Source organism: Aquabacterium humicola (genome assembly GCF_030167915.1).
Lineage (GTDB): Bacteria > Pseudomonadota > Gammaproteobacteria > Burkholderiales > Burkholderiaceae_C > Pseudaquabacterium > Pseudaquabacterium humicola.
In genome coordinates this window covers 827952-841328 of sequence record NZ_JARGNB010000001.1, presented here as the reverse complement: position 1 = coordinate 841328, position 13377 = coordinate 827952, and the positions used below count along the sequence as shown (strand labels likewise).

The 13377-nt window shown below is 69.6% G+C and carries 6 protein-coding genes; 4 read left to right on the top strand and 2 right to left on the bottom strand.

Translation table 11 applies throughout. The features are described from left to right. Nucleotides 1–7 precede the first annotated feature (7 nt). Nucleotides 8–2296, bottom strand: coding sequence for an alpha-xylosidase (gene yicI, locus P1K89_RS03745; RefSeq protein WP_284615020.1), 2289 nt, complete (start codon nt 2294–2296; stop codon nt 8–10). Between the two features lie 88 nt (nt 2297–2384). Further along, nucleotides 2385–4619, bottom strand: coding sequence for a hypothetical protein (locus P1K89_RS03740; RefSeq protein ID WP_284615019.1), 2235 nt, complete (start codon nt 4617–4619; stop codon nt 2385–2387). 370 nt (nt 4620–4989) lie between these two features. Here P1K89_RS03740 and P1K89_RS03735 point away from each other — a divergent pair, with 370 nt between their 5' ends. From P1K89_RS03735 to P1K89_RS03720, 4 genes are read left to right on the top strand one after another with little or no spacing between them, the layout of a single operon-like run. Further along, nucleotides 4990–6459, top strand: coding sequence for a hypothetical protein (locus P1K89_RS03735; RefSeq protein ID WP_284615018.1), 1470 nt, complete (start codon nt 4990–4992; stop codon nt 6457–6459). A 51-nt stretch (nt 6460–6510) separates the two neighbouring features. After that, the gene (locus P1K89_RS03730; RefSeq protein ID WP_284615017.1) at nt 6511–9630 is read left to right on the top strand and encodes a TonB-dependent receptor; all 3120 of its coding nucleotides are present in this window, start codon (nt 6511–6513) and stop codon (nt 9628–9630) included. Nucleotides 9631–9669: 39 nt separating this feature from the next. Next, nucleotides 9670–11145 (top strand): tryptophan halogenase family protein, encoded by a 1476-nt coding sequence (locus tag P1K89_RS03725; RefSeq protein WP_284615016.1) that lies wholly within the window; start codon nt 9670–9672, stop codon nt 11143–11145. A 58-nt stretch (nt 11146–11203) separates the two neighbouring features. Then, complete coding sequence (locus P1K89_RS03720; protein ID WP_284615015.1) at nt 11204–13375, top strand: glycoside hydrolase family 9 protein; 2172 nt, start codon at nt 11204–11206, stop codon at nt 13373–13375. Nucleotides 13376–13377 lie beyond the last annotated feature (2 nt).

Below are 13377 nucleotides of genomic sequence, written 5' to 3'. Positions count from 1 at the left end.
CGCATCGTCAGACGTCCAGGCGCGCGGTGTCGCCGCCGGCCTGCACGGGACCCCGGCGGCCGTCGACCTCGAGGCGCCAGTCGTGCAGCCGGCCCTCGCTGATCACCGCGGTGTACTGCGTGCCCTCGCGCCGCACCTCGCCGCGCGCGGCGATGCAGCCATCCACCGTCGGCACGGTGAAGCCGGCGCGCGCGCCGTCGGCCAGCTCGAAGACGCGCAGCACCACGCCGCGGGCGTAGTCGTAGTCGGGCCGCTGGTCGTCGGCGCCCCAGGGCAGCACGGTGTTGGGCGCGACGTACAGCGGCAGGCTCAGGAAGCCGTGCGTCTCGCGCAGCCAGCGGCCGCCGGCGCGCTTCTCGCCGCTGAGCAGGTCGGTCCAGGTGCCGGTGCCCGGCAGGTAGAAGTCGACCTCGCCGCTGTCGGTGAACACCGGCGCCACCAGCAGCGATTCACCGAGCTGGTACTGGCGGTCCAGCGGCGCGCAGGCGGGGTCGTCGGGATGTTCGACCACCATCGCGCGCATCACCGGCACGCCGGTCTCTGTGGCCTCGATCGCCTTCGCGTAGAGGTAGGGCATCAGGCGGTGCTTCAGCTGCGTGAAGGCACGCAGCACGTCGCAGCTTTCTTCGTCCACCAGCCACGGCACGCGGTAGAAGCTGCTGCCGTGCAGCCGGCTGTGCGAGGACAGCAGGCCGAACTGGATCCAGCGCTTGTACACCGCCGGCGGCGGCTTGCCTTCGAAGCCGCCGATGTCGTGGCTCCAGAACGCGAAGCCGCAGCTGGTCAGCGACAGCCCGCCGCGCAGGCTCTCGGCCATCGATTCGAAGTTGCTCCAGCAGTCGCCGCCCCAGTGCACCGGGTAGCGCTGGCCGCTGGCGTAGGTGGAGCGGGCGAAGAGGACGGCCTCTTCCGGGCCGCGTACTTCACGCAGCAGCTCGAACACCGCCTCGTTGTACTTCAGCGCGTAGAGGTTGTGCATCTCCACCGGGTCGGAGCCGTCGTGGTAGACCACGCCCTCGCTCGGGATGCGCTCGCCGAAATCGGTCTTGAAGCAGTCGACGCCCATCGCCAGCAGCCGGCGCAGGTGGCCCTGGTACCAGGCCACCGCGGCCGGGTTCGTGAAGTCGACGATCGCCATGCCGGGCTGCCACAGGTCGGTCTGCCAGGTCAGGCCCTTGCTGGCCGGGTCCTGCCGCTTCAGGAAGTAGCCCTCGCGCTGGCCCTCGGCGAACAGCGGCGACTTCTGCGCGATGTACGGGTTGATCCAGAGGCTGATCTTCAGGCCCTTGGCATGCAGGCGCGCGAGCATGCCTTCGGGATCGGGGAAGCCGCGCGGGTCCCACTGGAAATCGCACCACTGGAATTCGCGCATCCAGAAGCAGTCGAAGTGGAACACCGACAGCGGCAGCTCGCGGCGCGCCATCTCGTCGATGAAGTGCGTCGCGGTGGCCTCGTCGTACTGCGTCGTGAACGAGGTCGTCAGCCACAGGCCGAAGGTCCACGCCGGCGGCAGCGGCGCGCGGCCGGTGAGGGCCGTGAGTCGCTGCAGCACGTGCTTCGGCGTCGGGCCGGCGATCACGCAGTAGTCCAGGCTCTCGCCGGCGCGGCTGAACTGCACGCGCGTGGTCTTCTCCGAAGCCACCTCGAACGACACCGGCCCGGCTTCGTTGACCAGCACGCCGTAGCCGCGGCTGCTGAGGTAGAACGGCACGCTCTTGTAGGCCTGCTCGCAGGCGGTGCCGCCGTCCTTGTTGGTGTTCTCGACCACCTGGCCGTTCTTGACCCACGGCGTGAAGCGCTCGCCGAGGCCGTAGACGTTCTCGCCCACCTGCAGCGTCAGCTGCTCGTGCACGAAGTTGCCGCGGTCGCCCCACTGCAGGTAGCCCAGGCTGCGCCAGTCGCTGCGCGTCAGCACGCGATCGCCTTCGCGGAAGGTCAGCCGCCAGCCCTCGCCCTTGTTGACCTCGACGCTGATGGCGCCGCTGGTGAGCGTCGCGGTCTGGTCGTCCTGTTCGATGCGCACGGCAGGCCGGCCGGCGCCCGGCATTGGCACGTGCAGCCGCGGCGGCTCGGAATCGCTGTAGTGCGCGACGCTGACGCGCAACACGCCTTCAGCCGGCGAGCTGAGCGTGACCGTCAGCACCGGGCCGGCGAGGGTGTCGCCGCGGTGCTTGATCGGGCGCGTGGTCGCCAGCACGACGAGGCGGTCGTCGAAGGCCTGGATGTCGTACGCCTCGACCGCGTAGTGCGCGGTGAGCCCGGGCTGCAGCAGCCATTGTCCGTCGGTGAATTTCACGAGGAATTTATCAATAAATCAGTGATGCGAAATCGTACACCGGCGCGCTGCGCTGGGGTGCACGTCGGGGGTTGCCGGTGCGTGGCATTCAGCGTGGCGCGGCAGGGCGGCCGGCCAGCACGCCGCGACCGTGCGGGGCGATGTAGAGCACGCCGTGCTCGCGGGCATCGCCGGCCATCGACAGCAGCCGGCCGTAGCGGTGGCGATCGTCGTTGATGCGTACAAAGCGCTCGCCGCCGTCGTCGGAACGGAACAGGCCTTCGACGGCGCCGCCGTCCTGGTGCACGCGGCCCCACAGGTAGAGGCTGTGGGGATACGCGGCGCCGGCCGCGCCACGGCCCAGCGCCAGCATCCAGGCCTGCTCGACGGCGGCGATCGTGCGCGGCGCCTGCCCTGGACCGGGCCGGTGCAGCAGCCGGTCGTCCAGCGCGAGCCACAGCGCGCCCTCGATGCCGGGCGTGCTCATCAACTGCCCGTCGTCGTCGCGCCGCAACCGCGGCAGGTCGGTCAGCAGCGGTTCGAAGCGCCGGCCGCCGTCGTGGCTGATCAGCACGCGGCCGCCGTCGCGGTCGTGCACGTAGAAGACGCCATCGGCCGCGCGGTCGGCAACGGGCGGCAGGACGTCGTGCCCGCCGTCGGGCCAGCCGCGGCAGGCCATCCACGTCGCGCCGCGGTCGTGCGTGCACACCGCCGCGCCGCGCTGCGCGAAGACGAAGGCCGTTCCGCGCGCCGACACCGCGATGCGCCCGGTGTGGCCGCGGCCGGCGATCGGCGGCGTTGCGAACGGCTGCCAGCGCTGGCCGCCGTCGTCGGACCAGTGGCCGCGCGCGGGGCCGTCGCCGGTGCGGGCGATGATCGCCGGCGCGAGCTCGGCAAAGTCGATCGCGCGGTTGGTTTCCTTGGTCGGCGTGAAGAAGCCCTGGCCGAGCGGGCGCGCCGGATCGGCCCACGCGCCGCCGGCCACGTCGCCCACCGCGGCGAGCAGCCGTGCACCGGCGGCCGGACTGCGGATCTCGAGCGTCGCGGTCTCCTCGAGGTTGGCCACGGTGAAGACCCAGGGCACCGGGCCGCCATGCGCCGCGGCGCCGAGCCGGCGTGTCAGCCAGACGCCGTAGCCGGTGCCGTACAGGGCTCGCTCGCGGTCGAACGGGTCGATGCGCACCGCCGAGGTCCAGTGGCCCAGGTTGCGCTCGGTGCGCATGTAGTCCTGCAGCCACGGGTAGCCCGCCGCGTCGTGCCGCGAATGCGGCCCGAGGGCGGTCCAGTGCGCGCCGCCATCGTCGGACAGGAAGATCTCGTCGCCGGCGCCATGGCGTTCGATGGTGGAGACCACGAGCCGGCCCTGCGGGCCCACATCCAGGCCCGCGTAGCCGAAGCCCTGCCGGCCGGTGCCCGGGCGCTCGGGCGTGATGTCGCTCCAGCGCCCGTGCGCGTCGCGCTTCCAGACGCTGCCGGTGCGGGCGTGGCTCGGATTGCAGGCGACGGCCGACTCGCCGAGCGCGAAGCTGACCACCAGCGTGCCGTCCGGCCCGAAGGCGGCCTGCTGCGGCGCCTGCCGCGGCGTGGCGGCCACGCGCTCGAAGCTCTGGCCGAAGTCGTGCGAGACGTACAACCCGGGCTGGTCGTGGCTGCCCACGTAGAGCGTGCCGCAGGCGTTGCCCGGCGCGCCGCTGGCCGGATCGAGCAGCACGCAGGACACGTGGCGGGGTGCGAATCCGGCCGGGCGGAAGCTGGCGCCGCGGTCGGTGCTCTTGAACAGCCCGTCGCGCGAACTGCCGAGCCACAGCACGCGGCCGTCGTGCGGGTCCACCTGCAGCCGCTCGCCGGAGCCGCGGCCGGGTGAATTGCCGCCGAGGTGGAAGCCGAGCTCGTGCACCTGCCAGCTCGCACCGCGGTTGCTCGAGCTCAGCAACGCGCCGCGGCGCACGCGTTCGTCCAGGTACAGGCCGCAGGCGGCGTAGAGGCGGTCCGGCTCGTTGACGTCGATCGCCAGGCTCAGCACGCCCATCAGGTCGGCGTCGGCCTTCGACAAGTGATCGAGCAGCGGCACCCAGGCCTGCGCGGCGTCGTCGAACCGATAGGCGCCGCCGATGTCGGTGCGCAGGTACAGCAGGCCGCGCTGGCGCGGGTGGAAGAGGAAGCCGGTCACGAAGCCGCCGGCGCCGAAGGGCACGCTCTGCCACTGGTAGGGTGCGGCGGACGGCGCCGGCGCGGCGCCCGCACCGGCCATCGCCCCGGAGGCGGCGCAGGCCGCGCCCAACAGCAGCCGCCGCCGAGGCAGCAGCGGAGCGATGGCGGCGGCGGCGGTGTCTGGCCGGGTCAAGGTGGGGTCCTCGTTGGGGCTCGTGCGGAGGGGTGCCGCGCAAGGCAGCCAACGATTATTAGTTCGAGCGGGGAACGAAAGATAAGCGCGTAAACCCTGGTCGACAACTAGGTGTTTGCCATGTATTCATTCCTTCGACGATCGAACTATGCTGGCGCCTCGGAAGCTGTCGCACAAGGGAAGGTGGTCCTGCCGGACCGCCTCTCGAAGTCACCGCTTTGCGGCCCCGGCCAGGGGCGTTTCGAAGGGGCCGTGCCGGCCCGCTGCCCGGCTGTCAACGCCGGGGCCCGTCGCGTCGGCATCGGCCCGTCTTTTTTCGTGATTGATTTATGGACAAATCAGCGACCGCGCAGCGGCGCGTGCGGATGGCGTGACGGCGCAGAGCCGCCCGGCTCGCCGCGTTGCGGAAATAAGGAGAACGAGCGTGAGACAAGAGCTTCGGCGGGGGCGCATGACCCTGGTATCCATGGCCTGCGGCGTGATGCTGGCGGCGTGCGGCGGTGGGGGCGGCAGCAGCGCAGGCGAAGGCCGGCTCCAGCTCATCACCTTCGACTATCCCGGCGGCGGCACGCTGCTGTCGCCGCCCCAGAAGCTCAAGGCGACGACCACCTCCGGTCTGCCGGTCAAGTTCGAGTCGACGACACCGGCCATCTGCACCGTCTCCGGTGACCAGATGACGCTGGTGGCCACGGGCGAGTGCCGCGTCGTCGCCAGCCAGGAGGGCGGCACCTCGGCCGACGGCGTCAAGTGGGCGAAGGCGGAAGACGTCAGCCAGCTGTTCAACGTGCTCAAGCGCAGCCAGACGATCACGATCGAGGCGCCGGACTACGTGCTGAGCAGCCAGACCCGCGAGGTCACGCTGAAGGCCAAGGCCAGCTCCGGACTGCCGGTCGTGATCACCGGCGGCACGCCTGGCGTCTGCACGCTCGAAGGCGACAAGCTGCGGCTGCTCGGCAAGGGCTCGTGCGCGGTGACCGCCCGCCAGGCCGGCGATGCCAACCACAACGAAACCACGGCCGCCGGCTTCATCGCGGTCGATCCGCTGATCGTCGCCGACGGCATCATCGGCGCCGGCCAGGGATCCACCAACGACGCCGTCACCCGGCAGGGCGGCGCGGTGTCGGTCAACGCCTGGTCGAGCATCATCGGCGGCGGCTGGGAGTGGTGCGGCAACACCGACAACACCTGCTTCCGTGCGGAGTCGGCGGACGGGCGGGCATTCACCTCGGCGCTGCATATCCCGAAGTCGAAGTGGACCCCCGGAGGCTGGCATGCGAGCTCCAACACCATCGACATCTTCGCGCCCGGGCTGAAGGCCTTCGACACGGCGGGCGACACCGCCGGCGGCCTGAAGGTGACGACCGAGACCGCGTTCGCGATCAACCTCGGCGTCAACGAGGGCCTGCTGAAGGCGAAGAAGCCGGTGGTGGTGCAGCTCGACCTGGGCAAGCGCAACAACGGCTGCAACGTGACCGTGAGCAGCCTGCTCTGGCCGGCTGCGATGGTGGGCGGCTACGGCATCGCGCTCGGCGACTTCGCGGTGACCGAGGCCTGCGGGCTCGCGGGCGTCAACACCGCCTCGCTCGATGACGACGTGCGCAAGCTGCCGAGCCCCTGGGGCAGCAGCCCGGCGGACTTCGCGGCCGCCATGGCGGCGTACCAGGCGGCGCTCGACAAGTTCAAGCCGGCCCGCGAATCGGCGCTGCAGCTGATCAGGTCGTCCACCGTCGTGCGCGTTCGGCTGCGGCTGATGGACGTCAACAGCGACACGTCGGCGCCTTCGGACGGCGACTTCTACGCCTCCGACCTGTCGGTCATCGGTGCCATCACGATCCAGTAACGCCCGAAAACATCGTCATTGCGCCTGCCCCAAAGAAAGTAGAGACGAGACATGAGACAACCCAAGCGGACCGCGATCTCCCTGGCCGTGGCCCACATCGCCCTGTTCGGCGGCGCCGGCATGGCGTGCGCGCAGTCGGCGGCGCCGAAGCCCGACGCCAATCCGACGACGGTGGTGGTGACCGGCCAGCGCCAGGCGCTGCAGACCGCGCAGAAGATCAAGCAGGAGGCCGAGGAGATCGTCGACTCGGTCGTCGCCGAAGAGGCGGGCAAGCTGCCCGACCGCTCGATCACCGAGGTGCTGCAGCGCGTCGTGGGGGTCACGGTGCAGCGCCAGCGCACGATCGACATCGATGCCAAGCACTACTCGGAAGAAGGCTCGGGCATCAAGGTGCGCGGCCTGTCCTGGGGCGCGTCGAATCTCAATGGCCGCGAGATCTTCTCGGCCGGGTGGCCGGGCCGTGACCTGAGCTGGGGCGCGGTGCCCACCGAGCTGATGGCTGGCGTGGATGTGTACAAGAACCCTTCGGCCGAGCAGATCGAGGGTGGTGTCAGCGGCCTGGTGAACCTGCGCACCGCGCTGCCCTTCGACTACAAGGGCACCAAGCGCTATGTGTCCTTCGGCAGCACCTACGAGCAGACGACGAAGAAGTCGTCGCCGTCGCTGTCGGGCCTGTACTCGACGCAATGGGAGGCCGAGTCCGGGCGCTGGGGCGTGCTCGTCGACCTGAGCATGAACAACTCGACCTATGCGTCCGAGTCGGTCGACCTGGGTGCCTACTTCCCGCGCACCAACGTCGTCCCCGGGCAGACGGTCTGGGTGCCGGATGGCGCGAGCTGGTCCAACAACGTCGGCAAGTCCGACCGTGTCGGCTTCTATGGCGCACTGCAGTGGAAGAAGAACGACATGCAGTCGTCGCTGACCTATTTCCTGACGAAGGGTCGCGAGCGCGACTCCGGCGCGGGCATGTACCGCGGCGGAACCTACGAGACGCCCTACGGCTCGGTGATCGACAACCCGGTGGTCGACGACCGCGGCGTGCTGGTGGCGGGACACTACCGCTATCCCGTAGGCGGCCTGGGTGCGAACCGCTATGCCGACGGCGGCATCGGCCTGGGCACCACGCGTTCCTACAACGAGCACAAGACCAACACCGGCGAGCTGGCCTGGAACTTCAAGTGGGCCATCAACGACCGCTGGTCGCTGCAGAACGACCTGCAGTACGTGCGCTCGAAATTCGACACCATCGGCCGTGAGGTGCAGCTCGGCACCTTCGTGCCCAGCATGGACCTGTCGATCCCGGGCAACGGCCCGCTGCGCATCGACTTCGACCAGAAGTCGCGCGACTTCCTGGCCGATCCGGGCAACTACTACTGGAACGTCGTCCAGCCGAAGCAGTACCGCGGCGACGCGGAAATGGTCGCCTGGAAGATCGACGCGAAGTTCAAGTTCGAGGACCCGGTGCTGCGCGACCTGCGCTTCGGCTACCGCGCTGCGCACAAGGCCTCGGAACGCGAGGCCGCCGTCTTCGCAGGCGACTTGGGCAGCACCGGCTGGCGGTCGATTGCCGAGCCCTGGGCCGTCACGCCCACCAAGGTGCCGGGCCAGCTTCCCGGCCAGTCCGAGTACGGCTGGCAGCGCGGCGGCAGCCTCGCCTACCTGAACGATCCCCGCTACCAGTTGCCCACGGAGGTCTACGCCTTCAACAACTTCCATGCCGGCCAGTTCGGAGTGCTGCCGAACGTGGTGTTCCCCACCGTGGCGTTCACCGGGGACTACCCGGCCACCTACGCGAAGCTGCTCGGTGAACTGAAGTACCAGCAGTGCCTGGACGGCGTGCGCGACAAGGGATCGGGCAGCTGCGATCCGAAGGACTTCAACTTCGACCCCACGTTGCGGTACGGCCTCAATCCGAACATGACCAGCCGGCACACCGAGACCACGCAGGCGGTGTACGGCAACCTGCGCTTCGGCTTCGACGAGTGGAAGGTGCCGGTCGAGGGCAACGTCGGCGTGCGCGTGGTCTACAGCAAGGCGGTGGCCCACGGCTACACGGTGTTCACGCCCAACTACTCGAATACGACGCCGCCCGACTTGCCGCGCTTCGGGCCGATCAACGAGAAGATCGACGTCTCGGACAGCCACATCGACGTGCTGCCCTCGATGAACCTGAAGTTCAACCTGAGCGGCGACAACAAGCTGATCAGCCGCATCGCCCTGGCACGCAGCATGTACCGCCCGGGCTTCAACCAGCTGCAGGAGTCGATCAAGCTCTCGCAGAACCACAACAGCTCGACCAACCAGGTCACCTACACCGGCGAGAACACCGGCAACGTCAAGCTCAAACCGCTGACGTCCGACAACGTCGACGTCTCGCTCGAGTGGTACCCGCGCAATGGCCAGGCGGTCACCGCCGTGGCGTTCTACAAGGACGTCAAGGACATCATCTACGACAGCGCCTACACGCGCACCTACAACAGCCTGGCCGGCAACCCGCAGACCTTCGTGATCACCGGTCCGCAGAACGCGGCGCGCGGCAAGGTCGCGGGCATCGAGCTGGCGGCCGAGACCTACCTCGACCACTTCGACGCGTTGAAGGACACGCTGCCCGACTGGGCCAAGGGCATTGGCTTCTCGGCCAACTACACCTACATCGACAGCAAGAAGGAGCTCTACAAGACCTCCGGGATGAAGTACTGCCCGGCCGACAGCGCGATCGGCACCGACCCGGTGAAACTCTCCGGCTGCGACACCAACGGCGTGCCGTTCGGCGACATGCCGCTGGAAGGCCTGGCCAAGCACGCCGCCAACTTCGCGTTCCGCTACGACCGCAACGGCTTCTCGGCACGCCTGGCCTACAACTGGAACAGCCGCTCGCTGAAGAGCATCGGCGGCTTCGGCCACAGCGGCAACAACGGCACCAGCGCCGACCCGGCGCGCCCAGGTGCGCAGGACACCTGGTGGGGTCTGCCGCTGTGGCAGGAAGCCTACGGCCAGTGGGACGGCGGCATGTCGTACGCCTTCACCGACAAGTTCTCGCTGTCGCTCAACATCTCCAACCTGAACAACGTGCAGGTCCGCGAGACGCGGCAGCAGGGCCCCGGCGACATGGGCAAGGTCTGGAAGTACCCGGGCCGCAGCTACTACCTCAGCGGCCGCTACGAGTTCTGATCGAGGCCGACAGGCCGCCGTGCCGCGCCGAGGAGGACCATGGTTCCGAAGTTCGATCGCATCGTCGTCGTCGGCGGCGGCAGCGCCGGCTGGATGACCGCCACCGCCATCGCCACCGGACTGCGCGGGCGCAGCACGGTGGCGGTGGTGGAGTCCGAGGAGATCGGCATCATCGGCGTCGGCGAGGCCACGTTCCCGTCGATCCGCGAGTACAACCGGCTCGTCGGCATCGACGAGCGCGAGTTCCTGCGCGCGACCAACGGCACCTACAAGCTCGGCATCCGGTTCTGCGACTGGCTCGAGCGCGGCCGCGACTACTTCCACACCTTCGGCCACTTCGGCAACCTCTTCGGCTCGCAGACGCTGTGGGCGCAGCACCGGCGGGTGGGCCTCGACGAGCCGCTGGGCCTGCAGTGCGTGCCGACGGTGATGGCGATGAAGGGCCGCTTCGTGCTGCCCGACGAGGACAACGCGCAGTTCAAGTACGCCTACCACTTCGATGCGGTGCAGTACGCGGCCTTCCTGCGCAGGCTGGCGATCGAGCGCGGCGCGCGCCACACCACCGGCCGCATCGTCGACGTGGTGCGGCGCGACGACGGCGGCGTCGCCGCGCTGGTGCTGGCCGACGGCCGGCGCATCGAGGGCGACCTGTTCATCGACTGCTCGGGCTTCGGCTCGCTGCTGCTGGGCCGCACGCTCGACGAGCCCTTCGTCGACTACAGCCACTGGCTGCCGGTCGACAGCGCCTGGGCCTGCCCCTGCGAACGCGCGGGCGACGAGCTGACCCCCTACACCCGCGCCACCGCGCTCGAAGGCGGCTGGGCCTGGCGCATCCCGCTGCAAAGCCGCACCGGCCACGGCCACGTCTTCAGCAGCCGCTTCATCGACGCCGACCGTGCACGCGAGCAGCTGATGGCGCAGCTGGACGGCCCGCCGGTGGCCGAGCCGCGGCTGCTGCGCTTTGCCACCGGCCACCGGCGTCGCTTCTGGGTGCACAACGTGGTCGCGGTCGGCCTGTCCTCGGGTTTCCTGGAGCCGCTGGAGTCGACCAGCATCTACCTGGTCCAGGACGGCATCGGCCGGTTGATGACGCTGCTGACCAGCGGGCGGCCGCTGGTCGCCTCGGACCGCGAGGACTACAACGAAGGGGCGGTGCGGCGCTTCGCGCGCATCCGCGACTTCATCATCCTGCACTACTGCCTCACGCGCCGGCGCGACAGCGCGCTGTGGCGCCACGTCGCGAGCATGGAACTGCCCGAGACGCTGGCCTTCAAGCTCGACGCCTGGCGCCGCCACGGCCTGCTTCACCAGGCCGACGAGGAAGGCTTCGACGCCACCAGCTGGCTCGCCGTGCTGGCCGGCATGGACCACTGGCCCGAGCGGGACGACCCGGTGCACGCCGAAGTGCCCTTCGACCGGGCGGTGCGTGCGCTGGCGTCGCGGCGCGACGGCATCGCCGCGACGGTGGAGCGGCTGCCTGCGCACCACCGCACGCTGCAGCAGGTGCTGCGCTGACGGGGACCGGCCGCAGCCATCCCGGCAAGGGCCGACCTGCAATACAACGGAGACTCCCGTGAAGATCAGGAAGAGCGTGCTGCTTTTGTTGGCAGCCCTGAGCGCGCCTGCCTGGGCGCAGACGTGCCAGCCCAGCGCCGTCACCCCGTACCTCAACCTCAACGGCACCAATGCCTGGGCCGTGAAGTCCTCGGCCACGCTGAACGCCGGGTCCACCGTCGTGCTCGGGCCGCAGCCGATCAGCGGCAGCTGGTCGTGGAGCGGCTGCGGGGCCTCGGGCTCGTCGCGCGAACAGACGCTCAAGCTCACCGCGAGCTGCACCGCCACGGCCACCTATACCAACAGCTGCGGCGCCCGCACGGTGCAGGCGTACAACTTCACCGTCTGGCCGGCGATGGCCGCCAACGCCGGCAAGTACATCCTGGTCGACCAGTTCGGCTACCTGCCGACGATGAAGAAGGTGGCGGTGCTGCGCTGGCCGCGCGTCGGCTACGACAGCAGCGAGTTCTACTGGCCCGGCCGGCTGCAGGTGGTGAACGCGGCCACCGGCGCGGTGGCCTACGAGTGGTGGCCCCAGGAGTGGAAGGACCGGCAGATCGACGAGTCGTCGGGCGACCAGGCGTGGAGCTTCGACTTCAGCCAGGTCACCGCGCCCGGCACCTACGAGATCGTCGACGTCGACCGCAACCAGCGCTCCGCGCGCTTCGAGATCGGCGACAACCTCTACCGCAACGTGCTGGTGCAGGCGGTGCGGACCTTCTTCTACCAGCGCGCGGGCCAGGCCAAGAACGCGGCACAGGCCGGCGCGGGCTGGGCCGATGGCGCCAGCCACCTGAAGGCCGGGCAGGACACGCAGGCGCGCCGCTACCTCGACAGGAACAACGCCGCCACCGCGCGCGACCTGCGCGGCGGCTGGTACGACGCGGGCGACTTCAACAAGTACACCAGCTGGACGGCCGGCTACGTGCAGGACCTGCTGGAGGCCTACAGCCAGAACCCCGGCGTCTGGACCGACGACTTCAACCTGCCCGAGTCGTACAACGGCCTGCCCGACCTGCTCGACGAAGTGAAGTGGGGCCTGGACTGGCTGGTGCGCATGCAGAACAGCGACGGCTCGGTGCTGTCCATCCAGGGCGTGTCGCATGCCAGCCCGCCGTCGGCCGCCACCGGTCCGAGTTATTACGGCGATGCCAGCACTTCCGCCACGCTGGCCGCGGCCGCGGCCTATGCGCACGGCGCCAAGGTCTTCGGCAGCCTCAACAACGCGGCGATGAACACCTACGCTGCCGACCTGCTGGCGCGGGCGCGGCGCGCCTGGGCCTGGGCGGCGGCCAACCCCAACGTCGTCTTCCGCAACAACGACGAGGCCAGCGGCACCGCCGGCCTGGGCGCCGGCCAGCAGGAGACCGACGACGCCGGCCGTGCCGAGCTGCGCCTGTACGCGGCCATCAAGCTGTTCGCGGCCACCGGTGAAGCGAGCTACCGCGACGTCGTCGATGCCAGCTACACCATCACGCCGATGTTCGCGCAGTGGTACCTGTCGGCCTTCAACGCGGGCCATGCGCACCAGCTGCTGTACTACGCGGCGCTGCCCGGTGCCACCGCCGGCGTGGCGAGCAACATCCGCACGCGCTTCCTCGACCTGTGGGGGCGCAGCGACTACGGCGGCTGGGGCGCGGTCGACTCGCAGCGCGACCCGTACCGCGCCTACATCACCGACTACACCTGGGGCAGCAATGCGGTGAAGGCGCTGGGCGGCACGTTGTTCGCGGCCGAGACCTTCTACGGCATCAGCCGCCACACCGCGGACCAGGTGTCCGCCGCCGCCGCCGGCTACCTGCATTACCTGCACGGCGTGAACCCGCTCGGCAAGGCCTACCTCACGAACATGGTGAGCTTCGGCGCCGAGAACTCGGTCAACCAGATCTTCCACTCCTGGTTCAGCGACGGCAGCGCGTTGTGGGACAGCGCCAAGACCTCGACCTACGGCCCCGCACCGGGCATCGTCACCGGCGGCCCGAACTACAACCAGTGGGACTGGGACTCGCGCTGCCCCGGTGTCTCGACGGCCTGCGGTTCGAGCCGTCCGACGCCGCCCTACGGTCAGCCGGCGCAGAAGTCCTACCTCGATTTCAACGACGGCTGGCCGCTGAACTCCTGGCCGATCAGCGAGAACTCCAACGGCTACCAGTCGGCCTATATCCGGCTGCTGGCGCGTTTCGTGAGGTGAGC

Bases quoted from the DNA above. Each gene is read 5' to 3' on its own strand.
- P1K89_RS03725 (WP_284615016.1), top strand. From the start codon at position 9,670: ATGGTTCCGAAGTTCGATCGCATCGTCGTCGTCGGCGGCGGCAGCGCC.
- P1K89_RS03730 (WP_284615017.1), top strand. From the start codon at position 6,511: ATGAGACAACCCAAGCGGACCGCGATCTCCCTGGCCGTGGCCCACATC.